The organism is Actinoplanes sp. NPDC049548, from assembly GCF_040676695.1.
Classification (GTDB): domain Bacteria; phylum Actinomycetota; class Actinomycetes; order Mycobacteriales; family Micromonosporaceae; genus Actinoplanes.
Genome location: NZ_JBFAPM010000022.1, coordinates 1 through 24,631 on the forward strand (window position 1 = coordinate 1; position 24,631 = coordinate 24,631).

15 protein-coding genes are annotated in these 24,631 nt (G+C 71.2%); 7 read left to right on the forward strand and 8 right to left on the reverse strand.

All coding sequences use genetic code 11. The features are described from left to right. Positions 1-168: 168 nt before the first annotated feature. The gene (locus AB0J80_RS31800) at positions 169-471 is read left to right on the forward strand and encodes an antibiotic biosynthesis monooxygenase family protein (protein WP_364712360.1); all 303 of its coding nucleotides are present in this window, start codon (positions 169-171) and stop codon (positions 469-471) included. Positions 472-853: 382 nt separating this feature from the next. On the opposite strand, the gene AB0J80_RS31805 is transcribed toward AB0J80_RS31800, so the two are convergent. Beyond that, a complete protein-coding gene (locus AB0J80_RS31805) occupies positions 854-1,105 on the reverse strand; it encodes a hypothetical protein (RefSeq protein ID WP_364712363.1) in 252 nt (83 codons plus the stop codon). A 124-nt stretch (positions 1,106-1,229) separates the two neighbouring features. After that, complete coding sequence (ddaH, locus tag AB0J80_RS31810; RefSeq protein WP_364712366.1) at positions 1,230-1,994, reverse strand: dimethylargininase; 765 nt, start codon at positions 1,992-1,994, stop codon at positions 1,230-1,232. 127 nt (positions 1,995-2,121) lie between these two features. Between ddaH and AB0J80_RS31815 the strand changes: the two genes are divergently transcribed. Continuing rightward, positions 2,122-3,093 carry a beta-ketoacyl-ACP synthase 3 gene (locus AB0J80_RS31815; RefSeq protein WP_364712369.1) on the forward strand — a complete coding sequence of 324 codons (972 nt, stop codon included), beginning with the start codon at positions 2,122-2,124 and terminating at the stop codon, positions 3,091-3,093. Between the two features lie 78 nt (positions 3,094-3,171). Here the strand turns inward: AB0J80_RS31815 and AB0J80_RS31820 are convergent, their stop codons facing one another. From AB0J80_RS31820 to asnB, 6 genes are all read right to left on the reverse strand, one after another. Then, positions 3,172-4,455, reverse strand: coding sequence for an ATP-grasp domain-containing protein (locus AB0J80_RS31820; RefSeq protein ID WP_364712372.1), 1,284 nt, complete (start codon positions 4,453-4,455; stop codon positions 3,172-3,174). Continuing rightward, complete coding sequence (locus AB0J80_RS31825; protein WP_364712374.1) at positions 4,434-5,180, reverse strand: amino acid racemase; 747 nt, start codon at positions 5,178-5,180, stop codon at positions 4,434-4,436. Before AB0J80_RS31825 ends, AB0J80_RS31820 begins: the two co-directional genes overlap by 22 nt. Continuing rightward, positions 5,177-6,442 carry an MFS transporter gene (locus AB0J80_RS31830; protein ID WP_364712377.1) on the reverse strand — a complete coding sequence of 422 codons (1,266 nt, stop codon included), beginning with the start codon at positions 6,440-6,442 and terminating at the stop codon, positions 5,177-5,179. Before AB0J80_RS31830 ends, AB0J80_RS31825 begins: the two co-directional genes overlap by 4 nt. After that, the gene (locus tag AB0J80_RS31835; RefSeq protein WP_364712380.1) at positions 6,432-7,502 is read right to left on the reverse strand and encodes a MupA/Atu3671 family FMN-dependent luciferase-like monooxygenase; all 1,071 of its coding nucleotides are present in this window, start codon (positions 7,500-7,502) and stop codon (positions 6,432-6,434) included. Before AB0J80_RS31835 ends, AB0J80_RS31830 begins: the two co-directional genes overlap by 11 nt. 38 nt (positions 7,503-7,540) lie before the next feature. Continuing rightward, positions 7,541-9,541, reverse strand: a complete 2,001-nt coding sequence (locus AB0J80_RS31840) for a hypothetical protein (protein WP_364712383.1) — start codon at positions 9,539-9,541, stop codon at positions 7,541-7,543. Positions 9,542-9,609: 68 nt separating this feature from the next. Continuing rightward, positions 9,610-11,484 (reverse strand): asparagine synthase (glutamine-hydrolyzing), encoded by a 1,875-nt coding sequence (asnB, locus tag AB0J80_RS31845; protein ID WP_364712385.1) that lies wholly within the window; start codon positions 11,482-11,484, stop codon positions 9,610-9,612. 168 nt (positions 11,485-11,652) lie between these two features. Here asnB and AB0J80_RS31850 point away from each other — a divergent pair, with 168 nt between their 5' ends. Genes AB0J80_RS31850 through AB0J80_RS31870 form a run of 5 tightly spaced genes read left to right on the forward strand, consistent with a single transcriptional unit; the run spans position 11,653 to position 24,566 of the window. Then, a complete protein-coding gene (locus AB0J80_RS31850; protein ID WP_364712388.1) occupies positions 11,653-14,760 on the forward strand; it encodes an amino acid adenylation domain-containing protein in 3,108 nt (1,035 codons plus the stop codon). Positions 14,761-14,792: 32 nt separating this feature from the next. Then, positions 14,793-20,513 carry an AMP-binding protein gene (locus AB0J80_RS31855; protein WP_364712391.1) on the forward strand — a complete coding sequence of 1,907 codons (5,721 nt, stop codon included), beginning with the start codon at positions 14,793-14,795 and terminating at the stop codon, positions 20,511-20,513. Beyond that, positions 20,510-21,844: a lysine 2,3-aminomutase gene (locus AB0J80_RS31860; RefSeq protein ID WP_364712394.1), complete on the forward strand. Its 1,335-nt coding sequence runs from the start codon at positions 20,510-20,512 to the stop codon at positions 21,842-21,844. The genes AB0J80_RS31855 and AB0J80_RS31860 overlap by 4 nt, the downstream gene beginning before the upstream one ends. Further along, complete coding sequence (locus AB0J80_RS31865) at positions 21,841-22,779, forward strand: TauD/TfdA family dioxygenase (RefSeq protein WP_364712397.1); 939 nt, start codon at positions 21,841-21,843, stop codon at positions 22,777-22,779. The genes AB0J80_RS31860 and AB0J80_RS31865 overlap by 4 nt, the downstream gene beginning before the upstream one ends. After that, positions 22,776-24,566 (forward strand): carbamoyltransferase N-terminal domain-containing protein, encoded by a 1,791-nt coding sequence (locus AB0J80_RS31870; RefSeq protein WP_364712399.1) that lies wholly within the window; start codon positions 22,776-22,778, stop codon positions 24,564-24,566. The genes AB0J80_RS31865 and AB0J80_RS31870 overlap by 4 nt, the downstream gene beginning before the upstream one ends. Positions 24,567-24,631 lie beyond the last annotated feature (65 nt).

Genomic DNA, 24,631 nt, shown 5'->3' on the forward strand with positions numbered 1-24,631 from the left:
TCGCCGGCCGCAACGCCCGATCCGCCTGCTGCTGACGACGTGCCATCGAACACCTCCACCATCACGAGGTGTTGCGACGACCAGTTGAATCCGCCCTGTTAGTGGCCTACGGGCCGGGCCGGGCTTAGGCTGAAGGTTCGAGGGTCATCGGCAGGGGGTGGGGCACCTGTGAGCGACCGGGACCGAGCCTTTTTCCTGGTGGTAACCATCAAGCCGCGGCTGGATCGGCTGCGGGAAGCCGAAGAACAGCTGCAGTCCATGCGCCGGAACAGCCTTACTGAGCCTGGATGTGTGTTCATGCACCTGGTGCAGCCGCAGGACGACCCCAGCACCTGGGTGATGCTCGAAATGTTCCGGTCCCGCGCAGCGTGGGACGAGCACATGCGGCAGCCGTACAACGTGCGGGGCAACGTGATCCTCGAAGATCTCCTGCGTGAACCGTCGGATCTTCGGTTCTTCGATGAGAAGTGACCCGCGCGTCGCCGTTTCGGCGCCGGTCCGCGGTCACCGGTGTCCCTAGCCTACGTCGTGGTCGGCCTTATCCTGGCGGTGTTCTCTGTCGCCTTCGTCGCGATGTCGCGCCAATCGTCAACGTGAGCGCGTTCTATACCTACATCGACTATGGGTTGGGTAAGGCGGCCTGCCGAACAGGGCCGCCATCTGTTCCAGCACGGCATCGCGTCCGGTAACGGGCGGTGCGTTGGCGAAGCTCAGGGGTGATGTTGTCGACGGCAGCAATTTCGACAGTGCGTCCCACTCGTAGCGACGGATCACGCTCACATCATCCGGCCGGCCGGCAGGGCCGTCCGAGCTGGATGGCCCTGCCGCCGCGGTGCCGACGCCGTACTACCGGTCAGGACGTGTGGTAGACGAACAACTTGTAGCCCGGCGCGTCCCGGTCGCACCGCCAGGCGGTGTCGTGGTCCGTAGAGCTCCGGTTGACCACCTGCCGGCCCACCTCGTCGCATGTCGACTTGTACTCGTACCAGGACCAGTACTCCCACTTGCCGGACGCGGCCTGGGCGGGCGCTGCGGCGCCGAAGACGCCACCGGCGACGGCCGTGGCCGCCAGGGCTGCCACCATACGCATACGAGACTTGCTCATCGCTCTCCCCCGTGGATGGACGATGGATCGGCCTTGATCCACAGCCGACCCTGCCAGCGGCCGACATTGATGTCAACATCGAAGATCAGGGATCGATGTGCGGCTCGTGCGGGTGCCTTGGCCCTCAGGTTGCGCGAACCCGCACCGACAAGCAGGTGACACAGCCCTCGAGCTTCTCGAACTCGCTGATCGGCACCGCCGCGACGTCAAGGCCGTGTGCCGCGAACACCTCGCTCGTCCGCGGTGCCTCGGCCGACATGAGCACAGTCTTGTCGTCCAGTACGACCACCGCTGAGCCGAGTTCCTCCGGTACGGGTAAGAAGCGATCGAAAATGCCGGGATCGTCCAGCAGCGGCTCGTACCCGACGATCGTGCCGTCAGGCAGTGCCGTGACCGCCGACTTCAGGTGTAGCGCCCGGTTCACCGGGACCCGCACCAGACGGCGGCCCAGCGGTTCGATCAGCTCTTGCAACTGTCGGACGCCCTCCTCGTCGGTACGCGTGCTACGGCCGACGTACACCGTGTCGCCGACTTCCAGTACGTCGCCGCCGTCGAGGTGGCCCGGCTCACTGATACGGGCGACGCGTAGCCCCAAGGCCTGTACGGCCGTGGCCGTGCTGGTGATCTCCCCCCGTCGCGACAGCGCACCCGGCGAGGTGAGCACCGCAAGATCGCCGAATACCACCACGGTGTCCTCCACGAACACGCCGTCCGGGTACTCGTCGGCCGGCTGTACCTCGACAACCTGCCAGCCACGATCGCTGAACGCGGCCACGTACCCCTGCCATTGCCGCAAAGCCAGATCTGCGTCGACCGGACGCCGGTCGAGATGAGTCAGCTCGCCCTCGGCGAGGCGGGGGGAAGGACGGCGGACGAGGATCGACGGCATGCCTCGACTATGCCAGGAGTCCCGCATTCCCAGGGGTTGTGCCGCTGACTGAAGGACGTGGGCAGCAGTGGCTGAGCCGGGTGGTTACCGGCGAGGAACAAAGCAATCGGATCGCACCCAGTCGGGCATGCTTGGATTGCTGGCCATGGCCAACCCTTTGCAACGCCGCGCCGGTCACCCCGGGTCGCGCATCCTGAGCGTCGCCACGTACCGCCCACGGACCGAGGTGGGCAACGAGTCGATCGCCGCCCTGATCGACTCGAGCGACGAATGGATCCGCCGCCGCTGCGGCATCGAGTCGCGCCGGCGTGCCGCACCCGACGAGGACCTGGTCACGATGGCCGCAGCGGCTTCCTCCAAGGCCCTGGCCGGCGCCGGCGTCGACCCGCACGACGTCTCGGCCGTGTTGGTGGCGACGATGTCCCACCGCGGCCGCGCGACCACTGCAGCGCCTCTGGTGGCCGACGCGCTGGGCGCCTCCGCGGCCGCAGCGATGGACCTTGGAGCGGCGTGCGCCGGATTCCCGTACGCACTCGCGACCGCCGACGCGCTCATCCGCAGCGGGGCGGCCGGCTACGTCGTGCTGGTCGGGGCCGAGCGCATGACCGACATCATCGACGAGCGCGACCGCGGCACGGCGTTCCTTTTCGGCGACGGCGCGGGCGCGGTGGTCGTCGGTCCGGCGCAGACGTGCGGCATCGGGCCGGTGGTGTGGGGCGCCGACGGCTCTCGGAGTGAACTGCTGCGCTACGACGAGGCGGGGATGCTGCGCATGGCCGGTCCTGAGGTTTTCCGCTGGGCGACCGCCGTCATTCCCGACGTTGCCAGGCGTGCGCTGGACGCGGCGGACATCTCCGCGGCCGACCTTGCGGCGTTCATCCCCCACCAGGCCAACCTGCGCATCACCTCGGTCGCCGCCAAGGCCCTGGGACTCGGCCCGCACGTCCGGGTGGCCACCGACATCACCACCAACGGCAACACCGGCGCGGCCTCCATCCCCCAGGCAATGGCCGCCCTGTCCGGCACGACGGGTCCCGCACTGCTCGTGGGCTTCGGCGCCGGCCTCTCGTACGCGGCTCAGGTCGTCACATTGCCCTGACCTGCCCGGCAAGGCGCGCCATACCGGCTGAGGGTTGCCGATGGGTCCCGTGGCAGGACCGGAGGCGCCGGTCGCGAGTCATCGGGCGGCGGCCTCCACCCGGCCCGCCTGATCGAGTTCGGCGATCAGCTCCCGGTGCTGCCGCGTGTGGTCGTCCTCGGTCGGCACCGGCTCGGTGACGAAGACCAGCCTGGCGGCGAGCGACTCGGCCAGCGCCCGTGCCTCGGCCGCGCTGGACGCCGCCACCACGAGGTAGCCCGCGCGGTCCAGGGACCAGCGCACTCGGGGGATCAGCTCGCCCTCGGCGAAGTTGATGTGGAACTCCTTGACGGCGGGGTGGTTCTTCACCTCGTCGACGTTGTCGACGCGGATCAGCCGGCCCGGCTCCGCCTCGAAGAAGATGACCGCCGCGGCGCCGGCGGCCGGGGGGCGTGCGGTCAGGGGGCGAAGCTCGCCGGCGGCGTAGGCGAGCCCGCTCTCCTCCAGGTCGATGCCGTGGACGAGGGCGGTCATCGTGTTGATCCGGTCGCCGCCGCGGCGGTTGTGGCCCTCGATGACGCGCGGACCCTTGGGGGTCAGCTTCAGCTCGGTGTGCGACAGGCCGTTGCGCAGGCCGACGGCGTCGAGGAAGTCGGCGAGCGTCCGGCAGACCGCGTCCTCGATGTCGCCGTCCAGCGGTGCCGGGATCACGTGACCGAACTCGACGTGGTTGGTCCCGGTGATCTTCTCGGCGATCGCGATCGGTACGTGATGGCCGTCGAAGGACAGAGCGTCGACGCTGATCTCGGGACCCTCGAGGTACTCCTCGAGCAGGAAACGCCGGACGCCGAGGTCGGTGAGGGTGGCGTACGCCGCCTCGGCCTCGTCACGGCTCGCGATGCGCTGGATGCCGATGCTCGCCGAGCCGGCCACCGGCTTGGCGATGATCGGGTATCCGACGGCCGCGCCGAAGGCGGTGATGTCGTCGAGGGTGCCGCCGAGCTTCGCCGGGACTGCGTCGGCGCTGTGCTCGGCGAGGTGCCGGCGCATCCGCCACTTGTCGGTGAGCAGGGTGACGGTGTCGAGGCCGGTTCCTCCCAGGCCGAGGGCGTCGTTGAGCAGTGCCGCCGCGATCACCCCTTCCTCCTGCACCGTGAAGACGGCGCTGAAGGGTGCCTGCTCGTGCAGCGCCCGTACGGTGTTCACGAGCAGATCTCGGTGCTCGTGGTAGGCGAGGACCACGCTGACCATGTCGGGACAGGCGTCGGCGGGTAGCTTCCGGATCTCCTCGGGGGTGAAGACACAGACCGCATCGAGCCCGAGCCGCCGGGTGCGTTCCAGCATCGGCGGCTTCGGCGAGATCAGGCAGACGCGCTTGTCCATGTGGACTCCTTGTCGAGATTGTTCTGTTGCTGGCGCCGGGCCAGGACGACGACATCCTCCGCGAGTGCCTTCGTGGGGTCGAAGACGTCGCAGCCCGCCGCCCGTGAACCGAGCACCAGCGGCAGCTCGGTGCAGGCGGCCACGAGGATCTGGGCTCCGGAACCGGTCAGTGCCGCGACGGGCGGCCCGAGCGTACGGCTTGCCGTCTGCATGTTACCGGCCTTCACCTGGCGCACCGCCTGCATGACCCGCTCTTGCTGCGGCGGGGCGGGAACCAGGCAGTCGATGCCGCTCCACCGGAACGAGCGCTGGTAGAGGCCGGTGGTCACGGTGCCCGTGGTGGCCAGCAATCCCACCGTCGTTACCTGCGGGTGCGCCGCCCGGAGCCGCTGGACGGTGGCCTCCACCATGCTGACCACGGGCCGTGCGGTGGCTCGGCGCAGCTCCGGCAGGAAGGCATGGGCCGTACTGCACGGTATGGCGATCAGGGTGGCTCCCGCGCGGTCCAGCAGGTGGACGCCCTCCACCAGCCGCGGCACGGGGCTGGGGCCTGTACCCAGCAGTGCGTCCGTTCGGTCCGGGATGCTCGGGTCGGACCAGACCAGCGTCGCGAGGTGCTCCTGGTCCGTGGCCGCCGGAGTGGCACGGACGAGCTTGGCGAAGAAGTCGGCCGTGGCCGCCGGTCCCATGCCGCCGAGGACGCCCACCAGACAGCGTCCGGTCACCGCGGCACCGCTTCGGCTCGGGCGAGCCGGTGGTGCCGCAGCATCAGCCACGGTACGCACCCGGCGACCAGCACGACGGCCGCGATGACGATCCAGAGCGGCGTACGGTACTTCAACAGCGGCGCGACCACCAGGAGCGGACCGATCAGGTCCTGACCCACCCGGCCCAGGTTGTAGAAGGACAGGTACCGGGCGAGGGACCGCTTGGGCGCCAGCTCGAAGGAGAGCGGTGTGCTCGCGATGAAGAGGCACTCGCCGGCGGTGTGCGCCAGCATGGCGACGACGAGGACGCCCAGCGCTACCCACACCTGCGCCACCAGCCCCGACACCGCGTACGCGAGGCACGCCACGGCGATCGCCGCGCCGCCCAGCGCCGAAGCGTGCAGCGCCGAGGAGAACTCGGCGAACCTGCGGTTGACCGGGATCTGGCTCGCCATGGCGAGCGCGCCGTTGAGGGCGAGCAGGGCGGTCAGTCCCCAGGCGGGTGACCGGGTGGCCTGAGTGATCCACAGCGGCAGCACCAGCGACAGGATCGTGTTGTGCGTCAGTGCCACGCCGTTGACCAGGGTGATGACCAGGTACTTGCCGTCACGCAGGGGCTTGCCCGAGCCGATGGCGGGCTTCGCCGCGCCCGCCGGCTCCGGCGGCAGGGCCGGTACGTCCAGCCGGGCCACGAGCAGCGCGCTCACGAGGAACGAGACCGCGTTGATGCCGATGCCGACCATGTACAGCGCGTCGGAGCCGGTGACGACCGGGGCGGTGGCCGCGAGGGAGCCGAGGACGATGGCGCCGTTGCGGGCGGAGAAGACCGTGCCCAGGACCGTCGCGCGGTCCTTGGTGCCGAAGACCAGCCCGATCAACGTCTGGTTGATCGCCGGGCTCGCCCGGTCGGCCGTGGTGACCAAACAGGTCAGCACGGCGAAGATCCAGTACTTCTCGGCCTGCAGATACAGGGCGTAGCCCGCGGCGCGGACGATGAAGAGCGCGATGAGGCACTTCTTCGGGCTCCACCGGTCGGCGAGGGCGCCGATGCGGGGGCCGAGGACGAACGCGCAGAGGCTGCCGAGCGAGATCGCGAGCCCGACGGAGGCGACGCCGAAGCCGCGAACCTGCGTGAAGTAGAGCACCGAGGTAGCGGTGAAGATGCCGGTGCCGAACGAGTCGGCGGTGACGCTCGCCAGCAGCAGCCGCGTCTCGCGCCGCTCCAGCAGCATGACCCCCCGCAACCGCGACCAGACGGAGGTGCCCGGCTCAACGGCCACGGGTCGCTCCGCGGCTGCCGGCAAGCTCGCCGATCAGCGGGACGGTCGCGGGGATGAGATCCGCCGGTACGCCGAAGTCGACCAGGCAGGCGATGTCGTCGACGCCGGCGCGGGCGACGCGCTCGACCATCGGCCGGCAGGAGTCCGGGGACCCGATGAGAGACCCGTTGTGCAGGTAACGCTCGTACGTCGCATCGAGCAGTTCCTCCATCAGGTCGGCGGGGATCTCGTCCTCGGGTAGTGCGTGGCCGCCGCTGATGGCGCCGCCGCCCTGGGCGGCCTTGAGCTCGAGCTTGACGGCCGAGCGCAGGTACTCGCGGAACGGCCCCCGGCTCGTGGCTTCCGCCTGCTCGGCCGACTCGTGCAGGTGGGTGTGCAGCATGAGCGACACAGTGCCGCTACCGGGATCGAAGCCGTGCTCCCGCCGCGCCTCGCGATAGACGCGGATCTTGTCGGCGAGCTCCTCCGGCGTCTGCCCGATGAGGTGGGTCAGCACGTTGGCGCCCAGCTCACCGGCCGCCCGGAACGTCCGCGGGTTGCCGGAGGACGTGAGCCAGACGGGCAGCTCCTTCTGCACCGGTGCCGGGTAGAGCCGTACGGCGAAGGGCTTGCCCGCGCCGTTCGGCAACTCCACCTCCTCGCCCGCCCACAGTCTGCGGACGAGGGCGATCTGCTCCAGCATCACCTGGTGGCGGTTCTCGTAGCTGTCCGGGGCCAGCACGAAGTCGTTGGCGTTCCACCCCGACCCGAACGACACCGCGGCCCGGCCGCCGGACCAGTTGTCGACCACGGACCATTCCTCGGCCAGGCGGACCGTGTCATGCAACGGCGAGATGAGGCTGCCGGCCCGTAGCTGGACCCGCTCGGTCGCGGTCGCGAGGGCGGCGCTGGTGAGCGCGGGGTTGGGGAAGATGCCCCCGAACTCGTCGAAGTGGCGTTCGGGCGTCCAGACGGCATCGAGGCCGTGACGGTCGGCGAGGCGGCTCACCTCCAGGACCGTCCGGCACGCCTGCTGGGGATCGACGCCGGTCGTGGCGAAGAACATGACGCCGAAACGCACGGTGACTCCTATCTCGAAGAACGGCGGTACGGGCGGACTCAGGCGGACACCGGCTCCACGGTCCAGGCGTGGACATGTCCGTGGACCGGACGGCTTTCCGGCATCTCGCCGCACTCCAGCCGGGCAGCGGCCGCAGCCGCCGGCACACCGGCGTCCTCCGCGTCGACCGGCCAGTGGATCGCGATCGTGTTGAGCCCCCGGCGCATCAGGCCGGCATCGACCACGATGTCGTCCGTACGCCAAACGGCGCCGAGCTCCGCGGTGCGCACCTGCTGACCGTTGACGGTCACCGTCACCTCCGCCGAGGAGGACGGTACGCTCGCAGGCAGCCGCCAGGTCACGCGTACGAGCACGGCGACCGGTTCCGCCAGCACGAAGGTGGACGATGTCCGCTCCGAGCCTGCACGCAGGTACGCCGTACGGGGTCCGACGCCCGCCTCGGCCCGCTCGGCGAAGGTCGCGGCGAGGTATGCGTCGGCGAGCAGATCCGTGCTCCCGGCGTGCTCGGCGATCAGGAGCTGCTCGTAGCTGTCGCGCACATCGTGCCCGACCCGGCTCAGCTCCTCGAGCATGATGTCGCGCAGCAGATGGTCCGCCAGCTTGCCGTTGAGCCGGCCGTCCCCGACGACCATGTAGCGGCGGAAGGCCGGCACCTGCGCGGACCGTTCGTAGCTGGCGCACATCCAGTTGGGGGCCAGCCGGGTCTGGTAGTCGAGGTAGTCCTTGACCCGCTCGGCCACGGAGCTGTCGGCGTCGAGTGCCGCGCGTACGTGATGCCGCAGGACGTCCGCCGGCTGACCGTAGTGTGCGTTGTGGATGGCCGCGAGGAAGTGCGCCAGCGCGATGGTGTGCGGCTCGGGCTCCGCCGCAGGGTCCCCGCCGCTCGCGGGCAGAGCGAGAACTCCGGCCAGGGCGTCCGCGACGGCGGCTGCGGTCAGCCGGAGGCCCTCGAAGGTGAGGTGGCAGTAGTCGAGGAAGAACCGCGGGCCGGGCGCGGTGCCGTCGGTGCGGAACAGCTCGGTCTGATCCACGACGTGGAATCCCAGCTCGGCTCCGAGCGTACGCATCGCCTGCTGCACCGAGGTGAGCGTCCGCGGCGAGTGCAGGGTGAACGGGCTGACAACCGCGTCGCGGGAAGCCTCGAGCGCCGCGATCCGGGTCGCCTCGTCGGGTGCCGCCTCGGCGAGCAGGCGCTGGGAGACGGGGCTGGCACCGCCGTCCAGCTCGATCATCCGCGCGACCAGGTCCGCCGTGGCGGACCGGTCCGCCACGGCGATCGCGGCCTCGGCCCGGCGGCGCAGCGCCAGCCACTGCGGGCGCTGGGTGCCGGGGAGAGCGGGACAGGCGAGGCTCTCCTCCTCGACCCAACCGGCCAGGTTGAACTCGGGCACCACCAGCACGACCGGAATGTCACCGGTCAGTTTGCGGACCACCTCGAGGGCGGAGGCACCGACGTCGGCGACCAGCCGGCGGAAGGCCCGCATCGCCGCCGGGAAACCTTCCTGCCTGAGCAGCTCCGCGAGGTGCTGAGCCTCGCGCGGATACGGCACCACGTTGTTCCAGTTGTTGCCGGCGTGCACCACCAGCGCGTCGATGCCCAGCTTCGTGGCGTCGGCGACCGCCTGCAGCAGCTGCTCGAGGGAGCAGTTGGTGCGGGCCAGGTCGAGCACATCGATGCCGTCGCCGAGAACCGTGCCGATCAGGCCGGCGACCGAGTGGGCCGGGTCGAAGAAGTAGCCGCGGGTCGCCGACTCGCCGACGACCGCCACGCGCCGCCGCGAACCATCCAGGAAGATCTGGTCGAGATCGGCCCAGTAGCGCCATTCCTGCCGCAGATCCGCATCCCGGACCAGCGTGTCACCCGAGCGGCGCCACACACCGACCCGGTCGTCGCGGGGCCGGGGCACCGGGACATCGGCGGACTGCGCCGCCGGCAGGTGCAGGACCTGCATCCGGGCCAGCGCCAGTGTTCCCTCGGGACCGGAGAGGAACCGGCTGAGACCCTCGACGGATCGCCGAGCTGATGGGTCGTTCTGCAATGTCTTTCCCCCCGGAGAACAGGATCGATCAACTCCGCCGGTCCGGCGGGGCGGCACAAGCGGACGGGTCAGCCGCGGTACGGCGGCAGCTCGTAACGATCGACCAGCAGGTTGAAGGTGATCACGGTCATCAGCAGGTCCGTCTCGAACGGCACGTTGATGCGGAACCCCGGCTCCGCGTACTGACGCACCAGTTGCTCGACGCGATCGGGATCGAAGTAACCGTCGGCCTCGATGCGGTCGCGGTCGAGCAGGGCATCCACGGCGGGATCACGCTGACGCAGCAGGTGCGGGCTTCCCGGAGCGGTGAAGCCGAACTTCTCCCGCTCCACGATGCTGCGCGGGATCCAGTTGCGGGCCACCTGCTTGAGCAGGTACTTCTCCTGCAGGCCCCGGAGCTTCAGCTCGGGCGGGATGGTGGCGACGAACTCCACCAGCTCGCGGTCCAGGAACGGGTGCCGGGATTCCACCGAGTGCGCGAAGGCCATCCGGTCGCCGTGGTCACCGAGCAGGTGGTCGCCGAGCCGCAGCTTCAGATCCAGATACGAGCGCCGGTGCAGGTCGTGCAGGCCGACGAGGCGCTCGCGGTCGACGAGCGGATGGTTCAGGCAGTCGATCTCCCGTTGCCGCCGGCGTACCTGGGCCGAGTAGAGTGCCGCCTTCGTGGCCCCGAAGCTCGCGTCGTTGCGCTCGTAGAAGAAGTTCTCGTCGCCCCAGAGGCGGGCCCGTAGGCGTGCCTCCTCCAGGTCCACGGGGTTGCCGCCGGCCTGCCCGGTACGCCGGACCTGGTCGAACCGGTAGCCGATGTAGCCGCCGAACAGCTCGTCGGCGCCCTGACCGGTGAGGACGACCTTGACGCCCTGGTCGCGTACCGTCTCCGAGAGAGCGTGAGCCGCCGAGTCGAAGGACTCCTTGAGCGGGCATTCGGTGTGCCGGATGACCTGGGGGAGCCGGGCGGCGATCTCCTCACCGTGGACGAACCGCTCGTGGTGGCGGGTCCGCAGGGCGCGGCTCATCGTCCGCTGGTGCTCGACCTCCGAGATCTCGCGCTCGGAGAAGGCGGCGGCGAACGAGGCGATCTCCGCGTCCGGGCGCAGGTGCCGCATGATCGCACCGACCAGCGCGGAGTCGAGCCCGCCGCTGAGGTAGAGGCCGACCGGGACGTCGGACATCAGCCGCTTCTCCACGGCGCGGATCAGCAGCTCTTCGAGGCGGTCGGTGTAGTAGGACTCGTCGTGGGGCTCCACCGTGGCGTCCGCCCGGGGATAGACGAGGTCCCAGTAGGTCCACTCCTTCGGGGGCTCACCCGCGCGGAACTCGACCGCGGTCCCGGGCGGCACGCTGCGGATGCCCCGGAACATCGTGCGCGGGCTGACCAGGCCGGGCAGGGTGAGCACCTGGTCCAGCCCGACGAGGTCGACCTCGCGGCGCACCGCCGGGTGCTCCAGTATCGACTTGATCTCGGAGCCGAAGATGAGCTCGCCGTTCTCGTACGCGTAGAACAGCGGCGTGACCCCGAAATGGTCGCGGGCGCCGATGAACAGCCGCTCGTCGTGGTCGTAGAGCACCAGGGCGAACTGTCCGTCCAGGTGCGTCACGAAGTCCCGGCCGAACTCCTCGTAGAGGTGCGGAACGACCTCGGCGTCGCACTGGGTGCGCAGCCGATGCCCGCGGGCGATGAGCATGCTGCGCAGCTCGCGATGGTTGTAGATCTCGCCGGTGGTCATGGCGACGATCTGCCCGCGTTCACCGTACATCGGCTGGTCACCGGCGGCCAGATCGTTGATCGCCAACCGGGAGAACCCGAACGCCGTGCCGTGCTCGACGTGGAGGCCCAGCGAGTCCGGACCGCGGTGCTGGATCGCGCCGTTCATCTGCCTGAGCAGGGCGCGATCGGTCTGCGGATCACGCCGCGATCCGATGTAGCCGGTCAGCCCACACATGGTCTTCCCCCCGAGCTCGACCAATGGCGGTTTCGGAGGTTAACAGCCGCTGATCACTGGCGGCAACGCGACCGCATTCACGAACGTCGTGACGGCTGATTGATCAGGGTCGACGATGTCTCGGGTACTGTGGCACCCCGTTGGCGCCGAGTGACGGGGGTTGAAGGCGTGCACGGAGTCAGCGCTGGGCTGGACACGATCCGGGAAGCGGCCCCGGTGACGGTGGGCGGACTGGTCCTCGAGCAGTGCGCCCGGACACCCGGGCTGCGGGCTGTGTCCGACGACCGCACCGCCCTGACGTACCGGGAGCTGGACGAACGGTCGGCCGAGCTGGCGCTGAGGCTCGCCGCCGCCGGAGTCGGCCCCGATACCGTCGTCGCCCTGCACCTGGAACGTTCCGTCGACATGGCGGTAGCGGTGGTCGCAGTGCTCCGCGCCGGCGGCGCCTACCTGCCGCTGGCGACCACCGATCCGCCGAACCGGCTGCGGCAGGTGATCGAGGACGCCCGGCCCGCCGTCGTGCTCGCGGACCACCCCGACACCGTCGCGGGCCTCTGCCCGGGTGTGACGTGCGCCTCGCCGGCGACGGGCGCGGCACGGCCGGACGGGAAGGCCCCGGACGCTGCGTCCGCGCAGAACCTCGCCTATGTGATCTACACCTCGGGATCGACCGGCCGGCCCAAGGGCGTGATGATCGAGCACGCGGCGATCGTCAACCGGCTGACCTGGATGCAGGAGCGGTTCGGCATCGGGCCCGGCGACGTCGTGGCCCAGAAGACGCCGTACACGTTCGACGTCTCGGTCTGGGAGCTGCTCTGGCCCTTGATGACCGGAGCCGAGCTGACCTTCGCGGCTCCAGGAGCACATCGCGACCCGGCCGGTCTCGCCCGTTTCCTGCGGGACCGTCAGGTGACGGTCACCCACTTCGTGCCCAGCATGCTCGCCGAGTTCCTCCGCTACGTGCAGCCCGGCGACTGCCCGCGGTTGCGATACGTCATGGCAAGCGGCGAGGCGTTGAGCGGGGACCTCGCGCAGCGCTTCTTCGCCAAGCTGCCCGAGGCGGAGCTGCACAACCTCTACGGGCCCACGGAAGCCGCCGTCGACGTCACGCACTGGCAGTGCCGGCCCGGCGCACCCGCGTCCCTGCCGGTTCCCATCGGGCATCCCATCACCGGCATCGACCTGTACCTGCTCGACGAGAGCGGCTCGGAGCCGCCGCCGGGGAAGACCGGCGAGCTGTGTATCGCCGGCAAGGGGGTGGCGCGCGGCTACCTGAACCGCCCGGACCTCACCGCCGACCGCTTCGTGGCCTGCCCGGACGATCCCGGCCGTCGCATGTACCGTACGGGCGACCTCGCCAGCCGCCGGGCCGACGGGGCCTACCTGTACCACGGGCGCAACGACCGCCAGGTGAAGATTTCCGGCGTACGCATCGAGCTGGGCGAGGTCGAGGCCGCGCTCACCGCCTTACCCGCCGTCGATGACGCCGTGGTGATCACCCGTACGGACGCCGCGGGACTGTCGCGGATGGATGCTGTCGTCGTGCCGGCGGGTACCGCGCCGCTCGAGCGGTGGCGAGACGAGCTGCGGGCCCTGCTGCCGCCGACGGCGATACCCGCGAGCCTGACCACCGTGGCCGAGATCCCTACGACGGCGCACGGCAAGGCCGACATCGCCCACCTGCGCCGGCTGGTGGAGCAGCGGCACGCGGACGCCCTGGAAGGCGGTGGCCGGGACGACCTGGAGCCGGTGGAGCGGCTGTGGCAGGAGGTTCTCGGCTCCCCGCACCCCGACTTCTTCGACGCCGGGGGCACCTCCCTGACCGCGCTGCGGCTCGTCGGCGAGGTCGCCGACCGCCTGGGCGCCGAGGTGTCCGCGGCCGACTTCTTCGCCGCACCCACCCTGAACGGGCTGCGGGAGCTGATCGCGGGCGCGGCCTCTGCGGAGGCGGCCCCGGTCGGGCTCGCCCGGGGCGGCAAGCTGCCGTTGAACCGCTACCAGGAACGACTCTGGTTCCTGCAACAACTGGAGCCGGACAGTACGGCCATGAGCGCCCCCACCGGCATCCGGTTCACCGGTGTGGACCGTGAAGCCGTCGCCCGGGCGTTCAGAGCTCTGGTACGGCGGCACGAGGTGCTGCGTACCACGTACACCGCTGACGACGGGATGCCCCAGGCCGTGGTCGGCTCGGACATTCCCGAGCTGATGTGGTCGCTGCACAGCGGACTCGACGAGAAGGCGCGCGCCGCCGCGGCCCGGGAGGCGATCGAGGCAACGGCGTACGCGCCGTTCGACCTGGCGGCTGGGCCCCCGCTGCGAGCCCGCGCCCTGAGCTTCGCGCCGGACGACCACCTGCTGGTGATGGTGGTGCACCAGATCGTCGCGGACGGCTGGTCGTGGTCGGTCGTGCTCGAAGACCTGGCGGCCGGCCTGCGGGGCGACGCCGGCCCGCAGGACGCCCCGCAGATCGTCGACCACGCGGCCTGGCAGCGCTCCGAGGAGGGCACGGCCCGCCACGCGCGGGCCGTGGAGGCGGCGCTGCGGCACTGGCGCGACGCGCTCGCCGCCACCCCGGACTCGCTGTCGCTGCCGGTCGACCGCCCCCGTGCCGACTCGCTGAGCGCGGCCGCCGCCGCGGTCGACGTCGCCTTCGCCGCCGGCTTCGTGCCCCGGCTCCAGCAGCTGTGCCGCCGCCACAAGGTGACGGAGTTCATGGCGCTGCTCGCCGGGTACGTCTCGTGGCTGTCCCGGATCGCCGGCCAGGAGGTCGTCGTCGTGGGAACGCCGATGGCGAACCGGGTCCCCGCGTGGACCGCCGCGATGGCCGGCTACTTCGTGACGACGGTGCCGCAGCGGCTCGAGGTCGCCGAGGACGCGACCTTCGCCGAGCTGCTCGAGCAGGCCCGCACCTGCGTGCTCGACGGACAGCGGCACAGCGTGGTGCCCATCGAGCGGATCGTCGCTGAGGTCACCGGTGACCGGGGCGCCGGCCGGCTGCCGCTGTTCCAGAACCTGTTCGTCTTCCAGGACCTGCCGTCGTGGCAGGTGACGGAGGAGGGCCGGACGCTCGGCGTGCAGCAGTTCCCGCCCCGGCACACGCACTACGACCTGAAGTTCGAGGTCTTCCCGCGGGGCGCCGCGTACGAGGCGCGGCTGGTGTACGCGCAGGGCCGCATCTCGGCGGAAAGAGCCGCCCTCATGGCCCGGCAACTGGCTTCCTTCCTGTCCTCAGCCGTCGGCGACGCCACCGCGTACGTCGACGAGATCCCGCTGTAACGCCGCCGGTCGTCCGGCACACCGTTCCGCCTGTGATTGGAATCGAAGAGATGACCGAGTTCGGCCGATCCGGTACGGCCACCGTCCCGGCGATGATCGCGGCCACCGCCGCCCGGCTGCCCGACGCGATCGCGCTGCGCCGTGGCACCGAGTCGTGCACGTACGCCCGGATGATGGAGCGCGCCGACGCCGTCGCCCGGGGCGTCCTCGCCGCCGGTGTCTCCGCCGGCGACGTGGTGGCCGTCCGCGGTGGCCGCTCCCTCGACACCGTCGTGACGATGCTCGGTGTCCTGCGCTCCGGAGCGGTCCTCACCATGCTCGACGCCGCGCAGAGCGAGGGACGCGCGCGGGCGGTGCTGGACCGCGCTGAGCCCCGCCTTGTGATCGACACGACTGGTTCCCCGGGTGACGCCCAGGTCCGGCCGGCGGACCTCGAGCGGTCCGGCGGCGATCAGCCGCGGCTCCTCGCGGAGCTCGATGCCGGCGCACCGGCGTACCTGTGCTTCACCTCCGGCACCACCGGTGAGCCGCGCGGCGTGCTCGGGTGGCACGGCGCTCTCGCGAATTTCTGCGCCTGGGAACAGCGCGCCCTGCACATCGGCGACGGCGACCGGGTCGCCCAGATGGCGGCCCTGACCTTCGACGCCGTCTTCAAGGACATCTTCCCGGCGCTGATCGGCGGCGCGACGGTCTGCCTGCCGCCCACCGACCGCCCCTTCGTGGACGTCGCCGAGGTGGCCCGCTGGCTGGGCACCGATGCGGTGACCGTCGTGCAGACGGTGCCCAGCGTGCTCGCCGCGCTGCTCGCGGAGATGCCGGCGGGCACCGAGCTCCCGGCGTTGCGCCTGATCTGCCTCTCCGGTGAACCGCTGCGCGGCAGCCTCGTGTCGCGCTGGCGGCAGGCGGTCCGCGGCGCGGACACCCGGTTCGTGAACCTGTACGGCACCACCGAGGCGACCATCCTCAAGTCCTGGTACCCGGTGCCCGCGGAGGACGTCGCGCCCGGTGTCCTGCCGGTCGGCACGGCGATCGACGGCGCCGAGCTGCTCGTGGTGAACAAACGCGGCCGGCGCTGCGGCCCCGGCGAGCCCGGCGAGGTGCTCATCCGTACACCCTTCCTCACCCGTGGCGAATGGCGGCCGGCCCCGGACGCCGCGCCCCTGTTCGAGGTGAATCCCCTGAACCCGGACGACCCCACGGATCTGGTGCAGCGCACCGGCGATCTGGGCCGCTTCGGTCCGCACGGAGACCTCGAGATCCACGGCCGGGTCGACGACCAGATCAAGGTCCTGGGCGTACGCGTGCATCCCGCCGAGGTGGCCGCCCTGATCAGCCGCCTGCCCGGGGTCCGCGACGCCGCCGTGGTGGTCGGCGACGGCGACGAGCCGGCGCTGATCGCCTACGTGGTGACCGCAGCGGGCGGAGGCCCGGACGCGATGACGATCCGCCAGTACGTGACCCAGCACGGATCGAGCGCCATGGTGCCGGCTGCCGTGGTCTTCCTCGACCGGCTTCCGCTCACGAGCCACGGCAAGCTCGACCGGACGGCGCTACCCCGTCCGGAGGCCGAGGCGCCTCAGACGGAGGCGCACGACGACGTCGCACAGTGGAGCGAGACGGAGCGACGGGTCGCGCAGGTGTGGTCGGAGGTCTTCAAGAAGGACATCACCTCCCGGCACGCCAACTTCTTCGAGCTCGGCGGCCACTCGCTGATGCTGGCCAGAATCCTGGCCCGGGTGCGCCGGACCTTCGAGGCCGACCTGAACCTCCAGGCCCTCTTCCAGTCGCCCACGGTCGCCACCCTGGCGGCGGCCGTCGATGCGGCGATCCGCGATGCCGCCGGCACCGCGGAGCCGGAGATCGTCCCGGTGGCCCGGGAGGAACGGCAGCCGCTCTCTCCGGAGCAGGAAGGACTGTGGTTCCTGCAGCAGCTGGAGCCGGACAGCTCGGCCTACAACATGGCCGGAATCTTCCGCCTCGCCGGCGAGGTCGCCGCGGCATCGGTCCACGCCGCGTTCCAGACGGTGTGTGAGCGGCATGAGGCCCTTCGGCTGCGGTTCGCCGAAGAGGAGGGCCGGCCGGTGCAGTCGGTGGCGCCGGCCGGCGTCGACTTCGCCGAACTGCCTCCGGCCGCGGACCGCGCCGCCGCGATCGCGGCGCTGCAGGCGTCCTCGGCCGAGCCGTTCGACCTCGTCGCCGGGCCGCCGGTGCGGGTACGCGTCGTGCGGGCCGGCGACCGGGAGCAGTTCGTCGGGCTGACCATCCACCACCTGTGCTGCGACGGCATCTCCTGGAGCCGGCTCACCGCGGAGGCCGACGCTCTGCTCACCGGCACGCCGCAGCCCGGCGGGCGGCCCCTGCAGTTCGGCGACTACGTGTCCTGGCGAGTAGCCCGTACGGCCGCCGACCGTGCCGAGGCCGACCTGGCGTTCTGGCGCGACATGCTGGCCGGCGCGCCCGAGCTCGATCTGCCCCGGGGCCGTCCGGTACCCGGGGACCGGCCACACGTCCTGCGTGTCCTGCGCCGGCAGGTGGACGCCGAACTCTGGGGACTGCTCGCCGGCCTCTGCCGGCGCACCGGGGCCACCCCGTACATGGCGATGATGGCCGCGCTGGCTGCCGTCCTGTCCCGCACCGCGGCGCAGGACACCGTGGTTCTCGGCAGCGACAACGCCGGCCGCGACCGCCAGGAGCTGGAGGACGTCGTCGGGTTCTTCGTCCGCACCCACGCCTACCGCTTCGACCTGTCCGGCGATCCGACGTTCGAGCAGCTGCTGGACCGGGTGCGGAATACGCTGGTCGGTGCCGCGGCCCACCAGGAAGCCTCGTACGCCCAGGTGGTGGAGGCGGTGTCCGCGGCTCGCGGCGGCAACCGGCGCCCGCTGTTCTCCGTCATGCTGCGCACCCCTCCGCAGGAGGAGACACCCCGGGAGCACGGCGTGCTGATCCCGGTCGACGTGGTCGCCACGCTCGGCGACGGGGCCGGTGCCGCACCCACGGCCAAGTTCGACCTGACCGTCGTGGTGCGGCCCGGCGACCAGGGTGCCCTCCTGGACCTCGAGTACGACGCCGACGCGCTGCAGCCGGAGCTCGTCGACGCCCTCGGCGCCCGGCTGGTCGCGCTGCTGCGTTTCGCTGTGGCCGACCCGGGCGTACCCCTGAGCCGCCTTCGTCACGGTGACCACCCGTTCGCGCGCAAGCTGGCCGCCGAGCAGTTCCCCGGCGTCGGCGAGTCGTTCCGCCGCCAGGCGGCCGCCACGCCCGAGGCCGTCGCCGTCTCCTGGACCGGTGGGGAGGTGACCTACCGGGACCTCGCGGCGGCGGTTTCCGGCGCGATGGCCCGGATGACGTCCGGTACCCGCGTCGGCATCGTCGGCGGCAAGACGCCCGACACCGTGGCCTGCCTCATCGCCGCCCTGAGCAGCGGAACCGTGCCGCTGCTGCTCGACGAGGCGTTGCCCGGACCCCGCCGGCAGTTCATGATCGAGCGCGCCGGGGTGGAACGGGTGCTGCGGGCGGGGCCGGGCGACGGACCGGACGATGTGTCGTTCGGGGCGCTGGCCTCCGTACCGCAGCCGGTCGTGGATCTGCCGGCGATCCGGCCGCAGGACCCGGCGTACATCTTCTTCACCTCCGGCACCACCGGCGAGGCGAAGGCGGTGGTGGGCGCCCACCGCGGGCTCGACCACTTCATCGCGTGGGAGACCCGCGAGTTCGGGGTCGGCCCGCACGACCGGGTCGCCCAGTTCACGACGCTGTCCTTCGACGCGGTCCTGCGCGACGTCTTCGTCCCGCTCACCGTGGGGGCGACCCTGTGCCTGCCGCCGGCGGACATCCTCGACGACACCCGGCTCACCCTGCAGTGGCTGGTACGCGAGCGGGTCACGATCGTGCACACGACGCCCAGCGTGGCCGCCTCCTGGCTGCGGGAGGCCGACGCCGACGGGCCCCGGCCGACCGCCCTGCGGCTGCTCTGCCTCGCCGGCGAGCCGCTTTCCGGCGAGCTGGTGAACGAGCTGCGCAGCCGGTTGCTCGATCCCGCGGCGGAGGTCGTGAACTTCTACGGCCCGACCGAGACCACCATGATCAAGACCAGCTACCGGGTGCCCGCGCCGGCGCCCGCCGGTCCGGTGCCGGTGGGCGCGGCCCAGCCCGGGGCACAGGTCGTGGTGATCGGCGAGTCCGGCGACCCGTGCCAGCCGGGGGAGCGCGGCGAGATCGTCATCCGGACCCCGTACCGGACTCTCGGCTACCTGGGTGACACGCCCGCCACCTCGGTGTTCCGCCCCAATCCGCTCACCGGGGACGACGACGACCTCGTCTACCGCACCGGCGACCTGGCGACGGTCGAGGCGGGCGGCGGGATCCTGGTCGAGGGACGCAAGGACGATCTGCTCAAGGTGCGGGGCGTGCGCGTGCACCCGGCCGAGATCTCCCGGCTGCTGGCCGCCCATCCCGACGTCCGGCAGGCCTACGTGGACGCCGAGAAGAGCGCCGACGGCGTGCAGCTCATCGCCTATGTCGTCCGGTCAGCCGGTTCCACCGTCACCACGGAAACCCTGCGGCAGTACGCGCGCGAGCGCCTGCCGCTCGCGCTCGTACCGGCCCTGTTCCTCTTCCTCGACCGGTTCACTCTGCTGCCCAACGGCAAGCTCGACCGCGCGTCGCTCACCGCCGGGGCCGAGGCCCCGGCGCCGGCACAGCATGTCGGACCGCGCGACGAGATCGAGACCGCCGTCTGGCAGACCTGGGCGCAGCTGCTCGGACACGAGAAGTTCGGGGTGAACGACGACTTCTTCGCGGTGGGCGGCCACTCCCTGCTGGCCACCATCCTCATCACGCGGCTCCGCAAGCAGCACGGCATCACGCTCTCCCTGCGCCAGCTGCTCGAGACCCCCACGGTCGACGGGCTCGCCGGCCGGGTCAGGGAATTGACGGCCGTGACCACCGACCACGCCAGCGACGTGCTGCTGACCCTGCGGCCCGGTCGCCCTGGCGGGCCGCTGCTGTTTCTCGTGCACCCCATCGGGGGCGAGGCCCTGTGCTACCGCGCCCTCGCTGCGGCGGTCCCGCCCGAGTTCACCGTCGTCGGCGTACGCGCCCCCGGGCTGCAAGGTGGTCCCCGCTACACCTCGGTGCAGGAGATGGCGGCGGCCTACCTGCACGAGGTCCTGCGGCTGCAGCCGCAGGGGCCGTACCACCTCGGCGGGTGGTCGATGGGCGGCGTCGTCGCGTACGAGATGGCCCGGCAGCTCTCCTTCGAGGGAGCACCGACCGCGCTGCTGCTGCTCCTGGACAGTTACGCGCCCGGCTCGAGGGCGTTCGAGCACTTCGCGCAGCCCGGTCCGGCGCGGGCGGCGTCGTTCGCCCGGGACCTGCAGCGGATGACGGGGGAGAACGTGGACACCGCAGTGCTGCTCGGCGAACGACCGGCGAACGACGAGGCCGACCAGATGCGCCGCCGGTTCGAGGTCTTCGACGCGAACGCCACCGCCCTGACCGGTTACCGGCTCCGCCGGACCTCGCTGGGCGACACCCGGGTCGTCCTCGTCCGGGCCGCCGACCAGGAGCGGCCCGAGGGCACGTCGGCCACGCTGGGCTGGGCCGAGGCGCTCGGCGCCGAGATCGAGCTGCGAACGGTCGCCGCCACCGACCACTTCACCCTGCTGCACGAGGCGGGTGCCGCCGCCATCGCCGCGGCCGTCCGGGAGCCGACCGCCGACGGACCGGGATCGGGAGGGGCGGACGCGTGATCGACGATTCACCCCGTCGGTTCCGCGCCCTCACCGCGCGGCACCTCGGCACCCTGCTGGACCGGTACGGTGCGGACGACGAGACCAAGCTGCTCACCCGGGCGGTCGCCGAGGTGCTGCCGTTCAAGACCAACGAGTACGTCGTCGACGAGCTGATCGACTGGTCGCGGATCCCCGACGACCCGATCTTCCGGCTCACCTTCCCGCAGCCCGACATGCTCGCCCCCGACGAGCTCAAGACGATCTCCGAGCTGCTGCGCCGCGGTGCGGACCGGGCCACCCTGACCGCGGCCGTACGGCAGATCCAGGCGAGCATGAACGCCCACCCGGCCGGGCAGACCGACGAGAACCTCGCACGCTGGAACGGCCGGGCACTCACCGGTGTGCAGCACAAGTACCGGGAGACCCTGCTCTACTTCCCGCGGCAGGGACAGACGTGCCACGCGTACTGCACCTACTGCTTCCGATGGGCGCAGTTCGTCGGCATCCCGGACCTGAAGATCGCGGCCGACAGCGAGGACGCCGCAGACCTGCACGCGTACCTGCGTCACCACACCGCCGTCACGGACATCCTCGTCACCGGCGGCGACCCCCTCATCATGTCCACCGCGGCGCTGCGCCGCGCGGTGGAGCCGTTCCTGCACCCTGAGCTCGAGCACATACGGACGATCCGGATCGGCACCAAGGCGCTGACCTACTGGCCGGCCCGGTTCACCGACGACCGTGACGCGGACGACCTGCTGCGCCTGTTCGAGCAGATCCGGGCCGCCGGCAAGCACCTGGCGGTCATGGCCCACGTCACGCACCCGGCGGAGCTTCGGCCCGGCAAGGTGCGCCGGGCGGTGGAGCGTGCACGGTCCGCCGGCGCGGTCATCCGGACCCAGGCACCGATCGTCAGGAGCATCAACGACAGCGCGCCGGTGTGGCGGGAGCTGTGGACCCGCAGCGTGGCGCTCGAGGCCGTTCCCTACTACATGTTCGTCGAGCGTGACACCGGCCCGCGGCACTACTTCGAGGTGCCGTTGGTCCGGGCCTGGGAGATCTACCGCGAGGCCGTGTCCTCGGTCAGCGGGCTCGCCCGCACGGTACGCGGCCCTTCCATGTCAACCGGCCCCGGCAAGATCGTGGTCGACGGCGTCGCCCGGCTCGGTCAGCAGCGGGCCCTGGCGTTGCGCTACCTCCAGGCCCGCGATCCCGGTCTCGTCGGACGGCCCTTCTTCGCCGAGTACGACGCCGGCGCCGTGTGGGCCACGGATCTGCGGCCCTTCTCCGACGCGGATGCGTTCTTCCTCGATCCGATCTCCGTACCCAAGAAAGAGATACCAGCATGACGGAGCCCACGTCCCTTCCCCTGGTGGTCCCCGCGGGCCCGGACACCGACCTCGTCGGACGTCTCGGGCGGGAGCGCGACCGCCTGCGGGCCGCGCTCGACACCCACGGCGCCCTGCTCTTCCGTGGCTTCGACGTGGGCGGCGTGACGGGCCTGCAGTCCACCGTCGAAGCCCTGTCCGGCGCGACCCTCACCTACACAGAAGCGTCCTCGCCCCGTACGGCCATCGAGGGCAACGTCTACACCTCCACCGACCACCCGGCCGAGGAGGAGATCTTCCTCCACAACGAGTGCTCCTACCAGGACTCCTGGCCGATGACGCTGTACTTCTACTGCGTGCGGCCCCCGGCGACGCTGGGCTCGACCCCGCTCGCCGACACGCGGCGGATCTGGCAGGCGATCGACCCGTCGGTGCGGGAGGAGTTCGAGCGCCGGCGCTGGAGCCTGGTGCGCAACTACCACCCGAACTTCGGCGTGCCGTGGCGCACCGTGTTCCAGGCCGCCGGCCGTGACGATGTCGAGGCGTACTGCCGCGCGCACGGGCTGAGCGCCGAATGGCAGGGCACGGAAGGGCTGCGTACCCGTGCGGTGCGGGATGCGGTGCACCGGCATCCGCGTACCGGGCAGACGGTGTGGTTCAACCACATCACCTTCTTCCATGCCTCGACGCTGCCGGAGGACGTCCGGGAAGGCCTGCTCGCGCTCTTCGGCGAGGAGAACCTGCCCACGAACACCTACTACGGCGACGGCGGCCGCATCCCGGACGACGTCGTGGACCACCTCCGCAAGTGTTACGAGGACGCGAAGCTCCGGTTCGACTGGCAGCGTGACGACGTCCTGGTGGTGGACAACATGCTGGCGAGCCACGCCCGGGAGCCGTACACGGGTGACCGCAAGATCGCCGTCGCCATGGCCGAACCCCACACGCCCCGATGAGCGCCGCCGGCACCCACCGGGACGGCCCGGTCGTCCTCGGTGTCTCCGCACACTTCCACGACTCGGCTGCCGCGCTTCTGGTCGGCGGACGCCTCGTGGCGGCCTCCCACGAGGAGCGCTACACCCGGCGCAAGCAGGACCCGGCCCTGCCCCGGCACGCGGTCCTAGACTGCCTGCGCCAGGCCGGCCTGCGCATCACCGACGTGGACTGCGTCGCCTACTACGAGGACCCGGTGAAAAAGCTGCACCGGCAGCTGTGGGCGGGGCTGCCCGACTTCCCGGACTCCAGCGCCCCGGCGCTGTTCCGGTTGGACGCCGACCGACCCCGCCGCGAGCTGCGCGACCTGCTGGGCTGGGAGGGCCGGATCGAGGTCGTCGACCACCACCTGTCGCACGCGGCCAGCGCGTACTACTACTCAGGATTCGACGACAGTGCCGTGCTGACCGTCGACGCGGTGGGGGAGTGGGCCACGACGACCTGGGGCGCCGGGCGCGGGGCGTCGCTGGAGCTCTACGACCAGGTGGAGTTCCCGCACTCGCTCGGCCTTCTCTACAGCGCGGTCACCGGCTATCTCGGCTTCGAGGTCAACGAGGGCGAGTACAAGGTGATGGGTCTGGCGCCGTACGGCAAGCCGCGCTTCGCGGACCGGTTGCGGCAGCTCGTCACCGTCGCGGACAACGGTACGTTCACCCTCGCCCTGGAATACTTCGACTTCCAGAATCCGGCCGGCATGCTGGGCGAGCGCTTCCGGGACCTGATCGGCGTCCCACCACGGGTTCCCGAGTCCACCATCGACGAGGTGCACTGCGACCTCGCCCGCAGCATCCAGCTCGTCACCGAGGAAGTGATGCTGCGCATGGTGGACCGCGCGCATCGCGACACCGGCAGCAGCAACCTCTGCATGGCCGGCGGCGTGGCTCTGAACGTCGTCGCCGTGCGGCGCGTCGTCGAGGAGGGACCCTTCGCGCAGGTGTTCGTCCAACCGGCCGCGGGCGACGCCGGCGGCAGCCTCGGCTGTGCCGCCGTCGCGCACCAGCGGCTCACCGGCGAACGCCCGGCGCAGGGCCGCCAGCGGTCGGCGCTGCTCGGGTCCGTGACGCCGCCGAACGAGATCGCCAAGGTACTGGGCGCCCGTCCCGGCACGGCGTTCCTCGACTTCCGCGACGACGAGCCGGGTCTGCTGGCGGCCGTGACGGACCGGCTGCAGACCGGCAAGGTCATCGGCTGGTACCACGGCCGTGAGGAGTTCGGGCCCCGCGCGCTCGGCAGCCGGTCGATCCTGGCCGACCCGCGCGGCGAAGGCACTCGCGACCGGATCAACGCCTCGGTGAAGATGCGCGAGGGATTCCGCCCCTTCGCCCCGGCGGTGCTGGCCGAGCGCGCGAGCGAGCACTTCAAGCTCGACCACGCGTCACCCTTCATGCTGGAGACGTGTGAGGTGATCTCGCCGCTGGCGTTGCCGGCCATCACGCACGTCGACAGGTCGGCCCGGGTGCAGACCGTGGACGAGCGGAACGGCCGCTTCTACCGGCTCATCAGCACGTTCGCCGACCGCACGGGCTGCCCGCTGCTGCTGAACACGTCGTTCAACCTGCGCGGTGAACCCATCGTGCACACGCCGGTCGACGCGCTGCTGTGCTTCCTGCGCTCCGACATCGACTGCCTCGTGCTCGACGACTTCGTCATCGATCGGGAGGCCCTGCCGGAGGCGTGGGTCAGCTGGTTCAAAGGCACCCGCCCGCCGCGGCAGGACAAGGTCAGCGACAGCGTATACACACTGCTCTGAGGAGACGCCCGGGTGGCTCGCCGCCCGGGCGTCCCGGCGTCCGCGGCGACCCGGGACACGGTCAG